Source organism: Arthrobacter sp. (assembly GCF_030540645.1).
Classification (GTDB): Bacteria; Actinomycetota; Actinomycetes; order Actinomycetales; family Micrococcaceae; genus Specibacter.
Map to the genome: position 1 here is coordinate 2,697 of NZ_JAUNVV010000032.1, position 16,694 is coordinate 19,390.

General features: G+C 59.9%; 13 protein-coding genes. 4 read left to right on the forward strand and 9 right to left on the reverse strand.

Annotated elements, in window-relative coordinates:
- Window positions 1-2 precede the first annotated feature (2 nt).
- Window positions 3-959, forward strand: a complete 957-nt coding sequence (locus tag Q4P21_RS07975; RefSeq protein ID WP_303388257.1) for a ribonuclease HI family protein — start codon at window positions 3-5, stop codon at window positions 957-959.
- A gap of 13 nt (window positions 960-972) precedes the next feature.
- Here the strand turns inward: Q4P21_RS07975 and Q4P21_RS07980 are convergent, their stop codons facing one another.
- The 9 genes from Q4P21_RS07980 to Q4P21_RS08020 form a co-directional block, all read right to left on the reverse strand.
- Window positions 973-1,266, reverse strand: a complete 294-nt coding sequence (locus tag Q4P21_RS07980; protein WP_207344964.1) for a WXG100 family type VII secretion target — start codon at window positions 1,264-1,266, stop codon at window positions 973-975.
- A gap of 110 nt (window positions 1,267-1,376) precedes the next feature.
- The gene (locus tag Q4P21_RS07985; protein WP_303388258.1) at window positions 1,377-2,924 is read right to left on the reverse strand and encodes a cell wall metabolism sensor histidine kinase WalK; all 1,548 of its coding nucleotides are present in this window, start codon (window positions 2,922-2,924) and stop codon (window positions 1,377-1,379) included.
- Window positions 2,925-2,929: 5 nt separating this feature from the next.
- Entirely contained in the window at window positions 2,930-3,640 is a 711-nt protein-coding gene (locus Q4P21_RS07990) for a response regulator transcription factor (protein WP_303388276.1), read from the reverse strand.
- A gap of 87 nt (window positions 3,641-3,727) precedes the next feature.
- Complete coding sequence (locus tag Q4P21_RS07995; RefSeq protein ID WP_369598875.1) at window positions 3,728-6,304, reverse strand: glycoside hydrolase N-terminal domain-containing protein; 2,577 nt, start codon at window positions 6,302-6,304, stop codon at window positions 3,728-3,730.
- A 25-nt stretch (window positions 6,305-6,329) separates the two neighbouring features.
- The gene (locus Q4P21_RS08000; protein WP_303388260.1) at window positions 6,330-7,649 is read right to left on the reverse strand and encodes a sulfatase; all 1,320 of its coding nucleotides are present in this window, start codon (window positions 7,647-7,649) and stop codon (window positions 6,330-6,332) included.
- Entirely contained in the window at window positions 7,646-9,088 is a 1,443-nt protein-coding gene (locus Q4P21_RS08005; RefSeq protein ID WP_303388261.1) for a sulfatase, read from the reverse strand. The genes Q4P21_RS08000 and Q4P21_RS08005 overlap by 4 nt, the downstream gene beginning before the upstream one ends.
- Window positions 9,089-9,095: 7 nt before the next feature.
- The gene (locus Q4P21_RS08010) at window positions 9,096-10,019 is read right to left on the reverse strand and encodes a carbohydrate ABC transporter permease (protein WP_303388262.1); all 924 of its coding nucleotides are present in this window, start codon (window positions 10,017-10,019) and stop codon (window positions 9,096-9,098) included.
- Window positions 10,020-10,028: 9 nt separating this feature from the next.
- The gene (locus tag Q4P21_RS08015; protein ID WP_303388263.1) at window positions 10,029-10,994 is read right to left on the reverse strand and encodes a carbohydrate ABC transporter permease; all 966 of its coding nucleotides are present in this window, start codon (window positions 10,992-10,994) and stop codon (window positions 10,029-10,031) included.
- Complete coding sequence (locus Q4P21_RS08020) at window positions 10,994-12,310, reverse strand: ABC transporter substrate-binding protein (protein ID WP_303388264.1); 1,317 nt, start codon at window positions 12,308-12,310, stop codon at window positions 10,994-10,996. The genes Q4P21_RS08015 and Q4P21_RS08020 overlap by 1 nt, the downstream gene beginning before the upstream one ends.
- A 312-nt stretch (window positions 12,311-12,622) precedes the next feature.
- Here Q4P21_RS08020 and Q4P21_RS08025 point away from each other — a divergent pair, with 312 nt between their 5' ends.
- From Q4P21_RS08025 to Q4P21_RS08035, 3 genes are all read left to right on the forward strand, one after another.
- Entirely contained in the window at window positions 12,623-13,762 is a 1,140-nt protein-coding gene (locus tag Q4P21_RS08025; RefSeq protein ID WP_303388265.1) for a LacI family DNA-binding transcriptional regulator, read from the forward strand.
- Window positions 13,763-13,769: 7 nt separating this feature from the next.
- Window positions 13,770-14,783 (forward strand): Gfo/Idh/MocA family protein, encoded by a 1,014-nt coding sequence (locus tag Q4P21_RS08030; RefSeq protein WP_303388266.1) that lies wholly within the window; start codon window positions 13,770-13,772, stop codon window positions 14,781-14,783.
- Window positions 14,780-16,694: DUF2264 domain-containing protein (locus Q4P21_RS08035; protein ID WP_303388267.1), on the forward strand; the 1,915-nt coding region annotated here is incomplete at its 3' end. The genes Q4P21_RS08030 and Q4P21_RS08035, both read left to right, overlap by 4 nt.

A 16,694-nucleotide genomic window follows, 5' to 3' on the forward strand; every position in this document is an offset into this window, starting at 1 on the left:
TCATGACAATTGTTGCAGCTGCCGATGGTTCGGCATTGGGAAATCCCGGGCCTGCTGGCTGGGCGTGGTACGTGGACGAGACCTGCTGGCGTGCCGGTGGCTGGCCCCATGGGACCAACAACATGGGCGAACTCATGGCCGTCCTTGACCTTTTCAAGTCCACGGAGCACGTGGCTGATGAACCACTCCACATCCTGTGCGACAGCCAGTACGTCATTAATGCCGTCACGAAGTGGATGCCCGGATGGAAGCGCAAAGGCTGGCGCAAGGCCGACGGCAAGCCTGTGCTGAACCTTGAACTGCTCAAGGACATTGACGCCGCTATTGCGGGTAGGAAATACAAGTTCGAATGGGTTAAGGGCCACGCCGGCCATGACCTCAACGAAGCGGCTGACGACCGCGCACGAGACGCCGCCACCGCTTATCAAGCCAAGCGAACACCCAACGCAGGGCCAGGCTTCCCCGGCTCCGGCTTGTCCAACACTTCCCAGCCCAACACCACCCAGCTCAACACTGACCCGGCAGGGGCAGCACGCGCAGCGACCACGCCGGTGGACGTTGCGCAGCCGGAACTGTTTTCCATGTCAGACGACGACCAGGTACTACCGGCGGGCCGCGATGATTCACTCGAAGCCGTGGTGGAGCTCGAACGTGAACTGTTTGACCCCGCCGTACGGGCCGACCCGCTGCGGGTGGCCGAGCTGTTGCACACAGACTTTGAGGAAATCGGCGCATCCGGCAGTCGGTGGTCACGCCAAGAGGTTCTGGCCATGATCAGCGACGAGACAGTGGCTGCGCACAGCCTTGAGGTACTCACACTGGATCGCATTGATGACTCGACGGCCCTCTTGACGTACCGCAGCGATGCGCCGCGAGGCAGCGCGCTGCGCAGCTCCATCTGGAAATTCGCCCACGGCCGGTGGCAGATCCGTTTCCACCAAGGCACGCCGGAGGCATAAGCCCGTCAAGCTGCTACCGAGCCATGAACATCCTCGTATTGGCATCCTCGGCCTGAGCATAGTGGGTTGCGGCCATGGACAAGGCACCGTTGATGCTCTCCAGTGAAGCCTCAACTTTCAGCTCTGTCGCGTGCCATTCCTGCAACAGCGACTGAAAGTTGGTGGACGCTGCCCCAGTCCAGGTGGATTGCAGATCCAGGAGGTTGCGCTTCATGGCGTCCACCTCCATGCGGATTCGCTCGACTGAGCCTTTGACGGCTGTGCTTTTGAGTGCAAGATCATCGCTGTTGACGTTGAACTGTGCCATGGGATTGATCCTCTCCGGGACGTGGGAACTTCGCGGTTTGCTGCTGACAGTTCCCAGCGTAGAAGACGTGGTGTGACGCCGACAGTCATTCATGGAGAACGGTGGATCGGCTACGCTGCAGCTCCACCTGTGGAGGAATCGCCGCCTGCTGCATCCCCCGCGTCGGCATCTCCCGAGTCGGACGCAGCAGTGGACTCCGGATCCTGAAAGGGAAGCTCAATGGCCATGGTCGCGCCCCCGCCAGGAGTCTGCTCAAGCCGGACAGTTCCCTCGTGGGAGGCTACGATCGCCGACACAATGGCCAGGCCAAGCCCACTGCCGCCAGTGTTTCTGTCACGGGAGGAATCGGCACGGTAAAAGCGCTCAAACACACGGGGCGCTTCCTCATCGGAGATGCCGGGGCCGTGATCGCGGATCTTGATGACGGAGAACTTTTGCCCACCATCAACACGGGTGCCAACCACAATCTCAATCGGTGAGCCCTCGGGCGTGTAGCGCAGCGCGTTGCCCATCAGGTTGGTCACCACCTGACGCAACTTCGCCTCATCTCCCAGTGTGGGGGCCGGTGTGCCTTGGGTTCCATGGAGTCCGACGACGGCGAACGTCCTGCTGGGCGCCGTGGCCCGGGCATCCAGGACGGCATCGTGGCCAATGATCAGCAAGTCAACCGGCTTCAGTTGCAGGGGTCGTTGCTCATCGATGCGGGCCAGCATGAGCAGGTCTTCCACGAGTTCGCCCATGCGTTTGGATTCGCTTTCAATTCTGCCCATCGCTGTACCGACGTCTTCAGGTGTTTGCAGGGCGCCATGGCGGTAAAGTTCTGAGAAGCCGCGAATGGTGACAAGTGGTGTGCGCAGTTCATGAGAAGCGTCCGCCACAAAGCGGCGCATTCGTTTCTCCGAGGCTGTGCGCGCAGCAAAAGCGTGCTCAATGTGTGCCAGCATGGTGTTCAAAGAGCCCGACAATCGACCCACCTCGGTGGCGGGATTTTCAATGTCCACGCGCCGGGAAAGGTCGCCGGCGGCGATGGCGGCCGCGGTCTTTTCAACCCGGCCCAGAGGTCTGAAGGATCGGGTGACCGTCCAGTAGGCGATCATGGTGCCCAGCGTGATGGTGAGAATTGCAACTCCGGCGATGACCACGGCCAAGCGTTCCATGGTGATATTGAGTGTTTCGTAGGGCAGCCCCACGACTACGTACCCCACATATTCCGGACGGCTCTGGGTTAAGTCCGCCGAGCCGAAATTGAACTTTTGCGGGGCGATGACGGTGACTCGCCAAGGCGCGCCGCCATCAGTGCTTGGAACAGTGAACTTCTTGCCGTTCAGTGCCTGTGCCTGTGCCATGGTGTAGCTCGGATAGACGGGCTTGTCCTTGCCTGAACGGTTTTGGTCCGCCAAGCTGCCGTCGCCAAAATGGAAGCCCACGTAGTAGTCAAAGGCGAACGGTGTTTGACCGGTGTTCTGCGAATCCACGGTGCCCACCACAACGATGGAACGTTGGAAGGTGGTCAGCTGTGTGTCCATCTGGTCTTCCAGGAAAGAATGCAGCAGGAGAAAGGTTGTGGAACCCAACGCCAGCAATGACAGACTCAGCAGCGCGCTGATGATGGCCACCAACTGCGAGCGCAGGGACGCGTTCTTCCACAACTTAAGCAAGGCGATTAGCGCTTGTCAGCCGTTCGCAGCACGTAGCCCACGCCGCGCTTGGTCTGGATGAGGGCTGGCAGCGAGGAATCAACATCGACCTTGCGGCGCAGGTAGGAGATGTAGGACTCCACGATGGAAGCATCGCCATTGAAGTCGTATTCCCACACATGGTCAAGGATCTGAGCCTTGGACAGGACCCGGTTGGGGTTCAGCATCAAGTAACGCAGCAGTTTGAATTCGGTGGGGGAGAGCTCCACGGTCTTACCGGCACGGCGCACCTCGTGGGCGTCGTCGTCGAGTTCCAGATCGGCAACACGCAGCACGGCGTCGTCGTCTTCCATGGGCTGGGTGCGCCGCAGAACAGCGCGGATGCGGGCCACGACCTCGTCCAGGCTGAACGGTTTGGTGACATAGTCGTCGCCGCCCACAGTCAGGCCGGTGACTTTGTCTTCGGTGTCGTCGCGTGCGGTCAGGAACAGGACGGGGAAGTGTCGTCCGGCCGCGCGCAGGCGGCGGGTAACGGTAAATCCGTCCATGTCCGGAAGCATGACATCCAAGACAGCCAGGTCGGGGTTGTGCTCCTCAGCTGCGGCCAGGGCTTCACGGCCGTTGGCTGCTGCAATGACCTCAAACCCGGCAAAACGCAGGGAAGTGGAAAGGAGTTCACGAATATTGGGCTCGTCATCAACAACGAGCAACTTTGCTTCAGGTCCGGTCTTCTTCACCATCACAGTCTCCGACAATTTGCTGGGAATATGCTGAATATTCCTTGAACATGTACTGTCAGCATACGCCCAGTCAGTTCCCAGCTGCTAGTACTGATTCGGTAGTGGCCCGGACGATGCTTGGAAAGTGTATTCTTGCCCGGCAGCTGCCTCCAGCGTCGCTGTTCCATCGCTTCTCGTGTGAAGCACCGGGGTGCCGTTGCGCTCATGTAGTTCGTACGACGACTTGAACATGAGGCTGTTGATTTCGATTCTGCTGTCTTGCTGGACAGTAACAACAATTGTCTTCACGGAACCGTTGTTCCAGGTGGCGGCCACAGTGACGTTCCCACGTGCCTTGAAGCCGCTAAAGGATCCAGATGACCATGCTGTGGGAAGGGCAGGCAGGACATCAATGGTTCCGCTGTGGCTTTGCAGCAGCATTTCTGCGATCCCGGCTGTCCCACCAAAATTACCGTCGATTTGAAATGGAGGATGGTAATCGAACAAATTGTTGTACGTACCGTTGTTCAAGAGATTTGTCAGCAGGTCGTAGGCGCGATCTCCTTCGCCTGTTCGAGCCCACAGATTCAACTTGTGTCCCATTGACCAGCCGGTGGCTGCGTCACCACGGGCGTCCAAGGTCTTTTTCGCCGCTGCCATCAGCTCCGGCGTAACCCTGGTGATGCTGCTTCCCGGATACAAGGCAACAAGTTCGGAAATGTGGCGGTGGACTGGATCACCGATATCGGTTCCATTACCAGTCTTGTTGTAGTGCACCTCGTGCTGCCATTGCTTGATGTGACCGCTGACCGTCAGCTGAATTGGATCCAGCTTGTCGATGGCCGCAACCAACACCTTGGTCAGGTTTGCGTCTTCCCCCTGATCCACACCCAAAGCCTTCGCAGCCTCCAAGGTGTTGGTGAACAGCATGGAAACAAGCTGCTGATCGAAGTAGGCGCCAACGGTCCACGGTCCGTGTTCTGAAGAATAGGAGGGTACAACAAAGAGTTTTTCCTTGTCGCTGCCATCCTGAGAACGTCCCGGCTGCAACGTCTGCAGATAGGTTTTCGCTGCCTCCTTGAGTATTGGGTAAATACTGGACTTCAGATAGTCCTTGTCGAGGGTAAAGGCGTAGTAGTCGAAAAGGTTCTGCGCAATGAACGCAGTGGCAGTAGGAGTAAATGATGCATGGGAATCGATGTTGCCCGAGAATCCCAAGGGTGCAGTTGAATTGAAGAACACGAACCCGTCTTTGTTGCCGGTGTCCTTGATTCCGTATGTCTTGGCCAAGGTGATGCGGCCAGGTTCACGCAGCCCGTCCACATAATCAACCAAGGGCCCGGCCGTTTCAGCAATGTTGGTCACGAATGCCGGCCAATAATTCATCTGCATATTGATGTTCATGTGGTAATCGGATGCCCACGCCGGATAGTCCTGATCATTCCATACGCCTTGGAGGTTGGCCGGCAATGAGCCTTGGCGTGAGGATGAGATCAACAGGTAGCGTCCGAATTGGAAATAGAGCATCTCCAAATAGGCGCTGTGCTTGCCGCTTCGGTGCTCGGCCAGTAGCAGATCAGTTGGCACATCCGCCGGGAACTCGTTTGTGAGGCGTAGCTCCGCCCGGTTGAACAACTTTTGATGATCCCGGCGTTGCCTCGTTTGCAGGACGTCAAATCTTGTTCCCGCCGCATCAAGACGACTGCTCACCGACCGAACGAGTTGATCAAGTGACTGTCCGGACTTAAAGTCGGCGTGCAAATCATTCATATAGTCTGTTCCCAGGGCGACGACGATCGTGACACTGGAAGCATGGGCAACCTTCAATATCCCGTGCCTATCGGAAGGATCATTTTCTGCCGTCACAACCCCGTCTGTGGCCCTGACCCGAAACGCACCGGCAAACAACATCGAATTGTGATTCAATTTTCCGGACAAGGTGATTGAGTCACCGGCGGCTTTGACGGTGCCAGTTTTCCCATAGTTCTTCTGGCCGCGGGTGTTGCCGTTGGCATTGGCCGTGCGGTGGGGGATTTCAGGGCGCAGCGCAAGGTTCACCGAGCCGGGCTTGTCCGCCGTGATGCGATAAACCAACACTCCATCCGGATTGCTTATGAACGATTCGCTGACGTAGTGAACGCCGTCACATTCGTATTCCACACTCGCCGTGGCAGTCCGTAGATCAAGGAAGCGCTTGTACTGAGTGGGGTTCTCATGACCCAGCTCCAGGTACATTTCGGAGAAATTCTGAAATGCACCTTGGGTTTCACGGTTGGTGGGCAGGAACGGTGTTGGAGGTGTTCCCTTGAAGCCTTCTCCCGACTCCAGCCCCCGGTACAACTCGGTGAATGCGCTGTCCACGAGGTCGCGCATGGTCCCTGCCGGGTCTGCAACATCGACATTGCCGCTGGTATCGACATTGTCGGTGGTTGGGTGCGACGAGGGCCCGCCCGTCCAGAGGCTGTCGTGGTTGAGCTGGATGCGTTCCGTGTCCGTCCGGCCGAAGACCATGGCTCCCATGTGACCGTTCCCCAGAGGCAGCGCAAGACGTTCCCATGCTTCCCTTTCCACAGTGGCGTGCGCCGGCTTGTCGTACCAAAGCACGAGGGGAACCTCGGCGTCTTTCCCGGCCGATGTTGTTCTAGAGATAACTACTCCATCTATGCTTTCGTCGACTACCACCGTGTCTCTTGGCGAAAATTTGAAGCTAGTAAGGAACGGTAAATATCCCGGAATGGGCCTGCGCCGGTGCGGAAACCGGCAGGACCAGCTTCTTCAAAAAACTTGTATCGCTGTGTGTCACAGCCCAGCGGTAAAGCTCGCCGCGCATTTCCTCCAGCAGGGCAGCACTGGAGTCTTCTACAGCCAAATTCCGTTGTTCGCCAGGATCGTCGTGCAGGTCATGGAGTTGCTCACGGTGCTTTCCCCAGCTGTAAACCGTGTATTTGTGCTGGCCCTTGATCAAGGCGCGGCCGGTGGTTTGCGGCTTGGAGCCGGAATCGAACAGGGTCGCCACCACCACCGTCTCCGGCTGCGCCTCCAGCACGGAACGGCAGGGCAGGCTGGCCGGCGTAGCAATTCCGGCCACCTGACACAGTGTTGGCATCAGCGCCAGAACACCGTCCACAGGGGTGTCCACTTTGGCCGGCGACTGTCCGGGCACGTGCACCAGCAGCGGGACACGGATGCATTCTTGATACAGGGCGGTTTTCTGATTCCAACCATGGGAAGCGTCCCCGTCGCCATGGTCGCTGACAAAGACGACGGCGGTCTCGGCCAGGTCAACGGCGTCCAGGAGGCGGCCGATGCGTTCGTCAACGCGGGCAACCAGCGTGCCGTAGGCGGCCCGGTAAGCCCTCCAATCGTCGGCAGTGTAGTCACGGGTTCCGTAGACCTTCGGGGAGGCATCCGCTTCGGAGGCCAGGGCGGACGGGGCATAGGGTGCCGGGGGAAAATTCGCCGGCAGCGGGGGTGCCGCACCGATCGGAACTTCAGGCACGTTGCCGTAGGGAAGAGGCTGCGAACGGGCGTATTCGCAAATGGTGTGAGGGTCGTCGAAGGAGGCGACGAGGAGAAAAGGGCGTTCGCCGTCGCGCACCGATCGGTTCGCAAGCCACTCATGGCACGCCTCTACCAGGCCGTCGTCGCCGAAGGGGTGAATGGGGGCAAAGCCGTCCGCTTCGGTGGCACTGGCCTGCAGGGCATGCCATTTGCCCGCATAGGCGCAGTCGTAACCGGCCTCTGTAAACCAGTGTCCCAGTGATTCGGGGCCGTGGCCCGGCTCAACTGCGGGAGCAGCTCCAGCGCCGGAGTTGGACATGATGCCAAGCTGGTGCGGATACTTTCCCGTCACCATTGAGCTGCGCGCTGGAACGCACAACGGGAATGGGGTGTAGGCCTGGCTGAAATACGTGGAATTAGCAACGAGCCGGTCAAGATGTGGCGTGTTGAAGTGGGCGTCGGTGGACCGGCTGCGCTCCAGGGCGTGGGCGGAAAACTGATCTGCCATGATCAGAAGTATGTTCATGCTTGCTCCACCAATTCCTTCAGTGCGCCTGCCCCCGTCCACTTTTGTCCTGCGGCGGCAAGTGCGGTTTCCAATGTTTTGGCGTGCTCGCGGACCAAGGTTGGATCCGTGATGTTGCGCAGCTCGTAAGGATCTGCCACCAAATCGTAGAGGTCGGTGCTCAGGCCGGCTGCACGCTGGAACCGGGCTATGAACTTCGTGCTGCGTGACCTGATGCCACGGATGTCAACGTCGTCCGCATCACGCGGGTAGTAATAGTACAGTGCCGCTGTTCCTGCTCCCTTGGCTGTTGCGTTGGGGAGGTTGGCCCCTGTGCTGAGCAGGGGCGCTAGGTCCTGGCCCTGCATCTGTGCCGGAATGCTGGCGGAGAAGCCGAGCAGCCCCAGCAGGGTCGGGGCGATGTCGACGCTGGAGAGTACGGTGTTGGCGGCCGCTTCGGCAGAAAATGCTCCAGGGCCGTGCATGACAAAGGGAATACGCATGGACTCTTCAAAGGGCACGTTTTTGTACAGCAGCCCATGGCTGCCCATCTGCTGGCCGTGGTCGGAGGTGAAAATGACTAGGGTGTTATCCGCCAAGCCGAGATCGTCGAGTGCGGCCAACAGCCGCCCCACTTGGGCATCGATGGCGTTGACGGCCGCGTAATACAGCGGGGCGATGGCGGCTGCTTCACGGCCCGTGTCCGAGTCCAGGTCCACGTTGGGTCGGTTGAGCAGTTTAGCGGGGGACAAGCCGGCATAGCTGGTGTCATGGCCTTCGGGAAGCTGGTCAAAGGGCTGGTGCGGCGGATTCCACGACACGGCCAGGGCAAACGGTGCACCACCGGAAGTACCGCCAGAACCGCCGGAGGCTGCGCCGGCGGCCCGTTGCAGGAAGTCTAGTGCCACGTCCGTTTCATGGGCAGCCGACCAGCCTTGGACGTCCACCCGTTCGTGCCGTTCGGCGTTGCCGGTCCAATAGTGCGGGGTAAGGTGCTCGTCGCAGCACCCGTACGAATACCAAAAATCAAAACCGTGGCGCCGGTCAAGAGGTGAGTAGGCATCCCAATAGCGCCCGTCCTCCAAGCGGCCGGTGCCGTAGATCGCATCCGCAGGTACAGGTGCCTCCAAATGCCACTTGCCAATGTATCCAGTGTTGTATCCGGCATCCCTCAGCACGGCAGCCCATGACGGCGCGTCGGGACGCAGCCCAACGCCCCAAGCGGCAGTCTGGGAGTTCACATTGTGCGTCACTCCATTGGATGCAGGGTACTGTCCGCTCATCATCATGGCCCGGTGCGGGCTGCACACCGGGTAGCTGCTGACAGCGTGGGCCAGGGATACGCCGTCGGACGCCAAAGCATCTAAAAAAGGAGTGGAAACGGCGTCGCCGCCCGGCTCCAGGCACATGGCCCGGAACTGGTCGGCGACGACAAACAACAAATTGGGATGAGTTTGCATGGGTACTCTATTTACCCATTCCCAAGGTCAGGCCCTCCGTGAGTCGGCGCCCCAGCCAGATGTAGATGGCCAGCATGGGCAGGATCACGATGCACAGGCCTGCGAACAGTCCGCCCCAGTCGGCGCCGGAGTAGGTCTGCTGCTGCACGAATGAGATCAGGGCAACCGGTAGGGTGTACTTTTCGGTGCTCTGGAGCAAGGTCAGCGCCAGCAGGGTTTCATTCCAGCTACCGACCACCAGCAGCACAAAGGCGGTGAGGATGCCGCCCTTGGCCAGGGGCAGGGTGACCTGGATAAAGGTGCGCAGGGCGGAGGCGCCGTCGAGTGCAGCGGCTTCCTCCATTTCAAGGGGGAGACTGCGGAAGAACGCTGTCAACAGGAAAACAGTGAACGGCAGCGACAAACCGATATAGACCAAGTTCAAGCCGATCAGGCTGTCGGTCAGGTGCACCTTGTCCAGCATGACAAAGAGCGGGATCAAGATAACCTGGGCCGGGATGCCGAGCCCAAGAATGAAGTACAGACTCAGGCCCTCGGTGAAGCGGTTCTCCACACGGCTCAGGTAGTATGCGGCAGGCGCGGCCACGGCCACGCACACGAACGAGGACACTGCAGTGGTCAAAACGCTGTTAAGCGTGGCCAAGGCGAAACCACTGACATTCCAGGCCGTGGCGAAGTTGTCGAAGTTGAACGTCGTCGGCATGCCCCAGGGGCTTTCCAAAATTGCATGGGTGTCGCGGAAGGCCTGTAGCACGGTCCAGACGAGCATGGCGATGAACAGCACCACCACCACCCACAGAACAAGGACACCGAAGCTTCGGACCAGATTGTGATCGGCCTGCAGGGCAGGGCTGACGCCGCGGCGGTTCTTTCGCCGGCGGACCGGCGGTGGAGCGGCGTTCTTGGACGGGGACGAGGTAAGGGCGGTCATGAGGATTCCTTAGAATTCAATGGCGTCACGGCGCATGGCACGGCGCAGGAGCACCACCAGGACGGTAACCAAGGCCAAAGAAATGATGGCTGATGCCGTGGCGGCACCATAGGCCGGAGTGGACATCCCGGAGAACGCGGTGACGTAGGTGTACACGGCCACGGACCAGGTTTGGGTGGGTGGCAGGCCTGCGCCGCTGCTGCCGCCAAAGACCCAGATGATTTCAAAGATCTTGACGGAAGAAATGGTCCACAGCACGGCACAGGTGCCGAAAACGTCCCAGGTCAGCGGCAGAATGACGTACCGAAGGCGCTGGAAGGCCGTTGCGCCGGCAAGGGCGCAGTCCTCGTAGAAGTACGGCGGGATCCGGTCCACACCGGCCATGATGATGGTGGTGAAGTAACCGGTGGTAGTCAACACCATGGTGGCCATGATCAACGGAAAGATATTGTCCTGGGCCAGCCAAGCCGGCGGTTCCGTGACACCCAGAGGCTTGAGCAGGCTGTTGACCATGCCCCCCGGGTTGAAGATGAAACCAGCCAGAATGCCGAAGACAAGGGCATTGATCAGGTGAGGGAAGAAGATGACGTTGCGGGCGATCTTCTTTGCGGCCATGTCCCGCAGGACCAGAGTCATGGCAAAGGCCAGGATGAAGATTGCCGCACCCACCACGAACAACAGGAGCAGTGTGTTTCCGAAGGACTTCACGAACAACGGGTCTTGGAAGACTTTGACGTAGTTCTTGAAGCCCACGAAGGTCATGGGGCCGGAACCGGCCCATTCGTTGAGACTGATCCAGACCGCCGCTATCGAGGGAACGATGAACAGCACGGTGTAGAAGAGAAAAGCCGGTCCGACGAACGGTACCAGAAGCTTGCGGCGCTGGCGTTCAATGCTGCTGCCGCCCCGGCCCTGCTCCGGCTTGGAAGCCGGAACAGGGTTGCGGCGAGTGCGTTTGAGAGTCGAGGCTGACATTAGCCCTGCGCCTTCCAGTAAGCGATCGTCTCCGCCTTCATCTTTGAGACAAACTCGCCAGCGTCAATCTTGCCCAGGAACAACAGATCGTCGGTCGGGTTGAAGTTCTTCTCCAAGTACCCCGGAGCACTGACACCGTCGTTGCCCAAGTAGATTTCCTTGGCGTCGTCAATGTTCTTCTTGACTGCGGCGAGCTCCGGTGAAATGGCGGCATCGGCACGGACCGGAAGGACCTTGGCTACGGTTCCCATGTCGTCCTGGTTCTTCTTATTCATCAAGAACGCAGCCAATTTCTGGGCGCCAGCAGCGTTCTTTGCCTTCTTGGGAACGGCGAAACCGGTGAAATCAGCGCGTGCCATGCTGGGCTGGCTGGCTACGGATGGGAAGGCGAAGGATGCGTATTTGAAACCGGGTGCGGCATAGGTGCCAGTCTCCGTCGGGATCCAGGAGCCGTTGAAGAGCAGATCTGCCCCGCCGGTGGCCCAGGCCTGCTGCTGAGCAGGCCACTTGCTGGCGTTGTACCCGTTGATCAGGTACCCGTTGTCGACGAGCTGCTGCACCTTTTTGGCTGCGTCCAGCACTGCGGGGGAGTCCCAGCCAGCGCCGGTCTTATCCGTGGCAATTTTGTTGAATGAACCGGGTCCCTCGCTGTGGACCAGTGCGCTGACAAACCAGTAGGCGTTGTAGCCGGCGATGTCACCGTCTGCGGCAATCGGTGTCTGGCCGGCAGCCTTCTCCTTGTCAAGGAGGCTAATGAAGTCATCCCAGGAAGCCGGCGGGTTCGTCACCAGGTCCGGGCTCTTCTCGGCGTTGAACCAGATGCCGTCCGAAGTGAGGCTGTAGGGCACCATCCAGGGCTGGCCGTCTTTGTCCTTGATGTTGCTCACGGCGGCAAACTTGTCCGGGATGAGCTCAGAAAGCTTCTTGCCGTCGATTTCGGTGTTGTAGGCATCCGTCATGGGCAGCGCCTGGCCGGTGCTGCCCAGCGCGATGTCGAGGTTGGCGTTGGAGCCGTCGATAATATCCGGGACATTGTTGGTGTTCAATGCCGGAATGATCTTTTTCGTGTTGGTACGGCCCTGCCACTGCACGTCAACCTTGTCGCCGGTCTCCTTTTCGAAGTCGGCGATGGCGCTTGCGAGGACCTTTTGCTGTGCTTCTCCGACCTTCCACATGGACCAGTACGTCACTGTACCGCTGTCCTTTGCTCCGGAGCTGGCGTCGTTGCTGGCTCCGCTACCGCCGCAGGCCGTGAGGGCCATGGATGCTCCGGCCAGGACCGCCAGCGTTCGTACGATTCGGGATTTAGTACTCATAAAAGACACCTCTTGAAGTAGTTGTGCCGCAGGTCACGGCCAAGTGACCTTACTCAACCAGTCGTAAAAGAGATGAATCAAGGAGTATTCCAGCAATAGTTTGAAAAAGTTGCGACGCGCCCCTTCGCACTTCCCCTCTGAATCCATGGCTGCGATGACTTTGGCGCATAAAATCATGACACTTTTCCCGCGAGGGGCCCGTGGGAGTACTTGGAGGTTTTGAAAATTGTTGGAACAATGTTTCCTAATTCCTCCTTTATTCCTATCTTATTATTTTGGCAGACTGGCCGGGATGCATTGTGAAAGGACGTCGTGAGCAAGAACCCAGCTCCTCGAAAAATCCGGGATACCGATGCCCGTGACTTGAAGTTCAGGTCGCTGGCCGCAGATATCCGCAGGGGTATCCTGGCCGGTACTTGGGCGGTCGGGGCGAAGTTGCCCACCGAAGCCCAACTTGCGGCAGAAACCGGCCTGTCCTTGACCACTGTCCGGCGGGCGTTTGATGACCTCGTCCAGGAAGGGCTCGTGGTGCGGCGGCAAGGAGCCGGAAGCTTCGTTTCAGTCCGGCAACCGGTGCGGCGACGTTCCCGCCTGACAGTGGGGGTGCTGCTTCCAGATACCCAGCTGTACTATCCGCGGGTGCTGCAGGGCATAGAGGAGACTTTATCGGCCCATGACGTCAGCTTGCAGCTTGCCACCTACAACTACTTGCCTGAGCGCGAAGATACAAGCATTGATTTCCTCATTGAATCCGGTGTGGACGGACTGATTCTCGTCCCCACGCTGAACGAGATTGCAGACCCGCGCCAACGGGTTACGGACTTGATGGCGTTGGACGTCCCCGTGGTGTTACTGGAACGCAGTCTGACAGACCTCGGCCCGGGGGACAGGTCTGAAAACGTTTGTTCGGACCATCAAGGGGGAGCGTACGACGCCGTACTGCACCTTTTCGGGCTCGGTCACCCCCGTGTTTCCCTGCTTACCCGGTCGGAGACGCCCACGGAACCGGCCATTGTGGCTGGATATGAGCGGGCGGCGGCAGATTTGGGCTTCGAGCCGCATCTGGCCAGAATCCCGAGAAGTCATTGGGAAGACGGCGGACCCGACGAGGCCTTGACCAAATTGCGCTTGGCCGGTGCCACCGCTGCCTTGGTCTTTGGAGACAGGGAGGCGACCCTGCTGGAAGCTGCAGCCAGGCGGGCCGGCATCCGTATACCCGAGGATCTGGCGCTGGTTTCCTATGACGACGAGATGGCGGACCTGGCCGAGGTGCCGTTGACCGCTGTGGCGCCTGCAAAGCACAGGATGGGTAAAATGGCCGCCGAAATTCTGCTGCGCCGTCTTGCCGAAGGTGATGACTGCCCCATCCACCAAGTACGTCTGCGTCCGCGGCTTGTCATTAGAAAATCTTGCGGGGCCACAAGGCAATCCGTGCACAACGAACAGGAATGAGTTGAATATGCGGTTGGGAATCATTGGGGCCGGGGCTGTGGCTTTGTTGCACGCTGACGGCGCCGCCATCCTTGACGGGATCGAACTCAGTGCAGTCTGTGACTTGCAGGCGGACATAGCGGCAAAGGTCGCCGAGCCTTGGGGAGCTGCGGTCTTCACCGACTATCGCCAGATGTTGGAAGCCGGAGTGGTCGACGCAGTGGTGATCAATACCCCGCACAGCCTGCACAAGGAAATGGTGCTTGCCGCGGCCGCGTGCGGTATCCATGTGCTGGTGGAAAAACCGATGGCCACGACGTTAGCTGACTGTGTGGCCATGGAACAGGCCTGCGCCCGCGCCAACGTGGTCATGGTGATTGGCTTGATCCAGCACTTCATGCCGGAAAAGCTTGCGCTGCAAAAAGCTCTATCAGCCGGACAACTCGGCAGGGTGCTCATGATTCATGACTACCGCAGCACCGACTACCGTCCGGGCACCCGGCCGGCCTGGTTCTTCAACCGGGCAGTCTCCGGCGGAGGTGCGCTGATCAACATCGGAGCGCATTGCCTGGACCGCTCCATCTGGGTTGGCGGCGCCCCGGCCGTACGTCTCTCCGGCGCCACACTGAACCGTTTCGGTGCTGCCGTTGAAACGGATGGAAGCATGGAGCTGCTCCTGGAGAACGGTGTGCAGGTGCGCATCACGATCGTCTCCGACACTCCCAAGCACATTGATGAAATGCTGGTGGTGTGCGAGCACGGCACCGTCACAGTAGATCCACGCAGCGGAACATTTGTGGAGATTGACGGCAACTGCGTCCAAGTCCATGCCTCCTCCGACACAGATATCCAGGATGCGTTCACTGCCCAGCTGAAGGACTTTGCCGCAGCAGTGGGCGGGGCTACCCCGAGCGTGAACGGTGAACACGCCAAGCACGTGGTGGAGCTGGTGCTCGCTGCCTACGAGTCGGCAGCAGCAGGGGTTCCGGTGAAAGTTGGCAGCGCAGCACCGCGAGGGATTTCCCTTCAGGCTGCCTTGTGAACTGGCGGGAAGCCCGCACCGATCCGGAGAATGCCCCGTTCACGGGGTGGACACGGACGCATTGGGAGGGCGTTGCAGACGAACAAATCGCGGCAGCCTGGCGGTACTCTTCGCCAGGCGGTGCCCAGGTGCGCTTCCCCAGCGAACGAGAGCAAGACGACGTCGACCTGCTGGAAGGCTTTGCCCGGACGTTCCTGCTGGCAGCACTAAGGCTGGCCGGAGCGCAGGGAAATCTGGGCGGGACCATGGCTGAAACCGCCCAAAGGTATGCCCGGGCGCTCGACGCTGGGACGGATCCAGCATCCCCCGAACGCTGGCCCAAGCTCACGAACCACGGTCAAGCAACGGTGGAGGCCACGGCAGTGGTGCTGGGGCTGCATTTTAGCCGCCGTTGGGTCTGGGAAACGTTGCCGCAGCGCGTACGGGACAACACTGCTGCATGGCTCAACGACTCGGCACAATCCTTTGGCGCCGACAATAACCACGTCATGTTTGCCGCCACCATTCAGGCTTTCTTGGCTTCTGCCGGGTATGCGCACGACGCCCCCGGCATCGAGGCTGCGCTGGCCAGAATTGAGGACTGGTACGTCGGCGATGGCTGGTACTCGGACGGTGAAGGCAGACGTTTTGATCACTACAACGCGTGGACTTTTCACCTGTACCCGTTTTTCATCCTTGACCTGCTGGGCGAAGCGGACTCCACGGGACGCCGCCAGGTCTACCGGGACAGGTTGGCTGCGTTCGTGCACGGCTACAGCCACCTTTTTGGTGCCGACGGTGCGCCGCTGATCCAAGGGCGGTCGCTGATCTATCGTTGGGGTGTCGCGGCACCTTTTTGGATGGCACTGCGTGAAGGCATCACCGTTGTTCCGCCCGGCCAGACGCGCCGGCTCGCTTCCGGGATGTTGAAGTACTTTCTCGACGGCGGGGCGGCCCCGGACGGTGTCCTGTCCCTTGGTTGGTACGGAACGAACAACAGCATTTTGCAGTCCTACAATTCCCCGGGTTCACCGCAATGGGCTTCCAAGGGCTTTTTGGGACTTCTACTGCCCCCTGACCATCCTGCCTGGACCGAGCCGGAGCAACCGCTGCCTGTGGAACAGGGCGACTTTACCCTACCGCTGGCGGGCCCTGGGTGGCTGGCCGTGGGCGTCCGGAAAACCGGGACAGTCCGGGTGCTCAACGCCGGAACTGATGGGCACCCGCAAAAAGATGCCCCCCTTTACCGCCGACTGGCGTTTTCCACAGCCACTGTCCCCTGGATGGGGGCAGGTGACGGTGTCCGCGATAACGACATCCATGTCCCTGGCCCCGGCGGCGACAGCCGGCACAGAGGCCTACTCGGTGGAAGTGTGCGGCCAGGTGGGGGTGCCAGCACCTTTGCCTTGGATGCCAACGGACGGGATGTCAAAGTGCAGTCTTCATTCGCCGTGATCGACGGTGTTGAAGTGCGTGCCGCGAAACTCACCGGTGTTGTGGGACTGACCCCAGCCGTGTCCGGCTACCTGTGCAGTGCAAACGAGACTCTTCGCAGCCGAACGGAGACGCTGGCCGCCGAGGCCGGCACGGCACCTGGCGCTTCGTCAAGTCTGCTTCTGCTGGACAGCAGTGCCGAGGCAGGGGCCAGGGTGGTTCATGGAGGTGCCACCATCCTTGGCACGCACTCTGCGGTGCCCATTCTTGAATGGCTGCCGCTGCGATGCAACGAACTTCGGGCGCTCTACCTGGTGGGTTTGGACGTGTCCCTGACTGGTCTGCATGAATTTGCTTCATTACTTCATTGGGAGTGGGCCCCGGACGGGGTGCAGCTGCGCTTTGGTGAAACGCAAGTGGTGCTGCCGTGGCAGCGGAAAACTCCCTGGGCCGCCGACGCGATCAATCAGGGAGTCTTCCGCTGGGAGCCACCCAAAA

What these genes read in the sequence shown, in the direction of transcription:
- Q4P21_RS07975 (WP_303388257.1), top strand. Translation starts at nt 3, where the DNA reads ATGACAATTGTTGCAGCTGCCGATGGTTCGGCATTGGGAAATCCCGGG.
- Q4P21_RS07980 (WP_207344964.1), bottom strand. Translation starts at nt 1,266, where the DNA reads ATGGCACAGTTCAACGTCAACAGCGATGATCTTGCACTCAAAAGCACA.
- Q4P21_RS08000 (WP_303388260.1), bottom strand. Translation starts at nt 7,649, where the DNA reads ATGAACATACTTCTGATCATGGCAGATCAGTTTTCCGCCCACGCCCTG.
- Q4P21_RS08005 (WP_303388261.1), bottom strand. Translation starts at nt 9,088, where the DNA reads ATGCAAACTCATCCCAATTTGTTGTTTGTCGTCGCCGACCAGTTCCGG.
- Q4P21_RS08010 (WP_303388262.1), bottom strand. Translation starts at nt 10,019, where the DNA reads ATGACCGCCCTTACCTCGTCCCCGTCCAAGAACGCCGCTCCACCGCCG.
- Q4P21_RS08015 (WP_303388263.1), bottom strand. Translation starts at nt 10,994, where the DNA reads ATGTCAGCCTCGACTCTCAAACGCACTCGCCGCAACCCTGTTCCGGCT.
- Q4P21_RS08020 (WP_303388264.1), bottom strand. Translation starts at nt 12,310, where the DNA reads ATGAGTACTAAATCCCGAATCGTACGAACGCTGGCGGTCCTGGCCGGA.
- Q4P21_RS08030 (WP_303388266.1), top strand. Translation starts at nt 13,770, where the DNA reads ATGCGGTTGGGAATCATTGGGGCCGGGGCTGTGGCTTTGTTGCACGCT.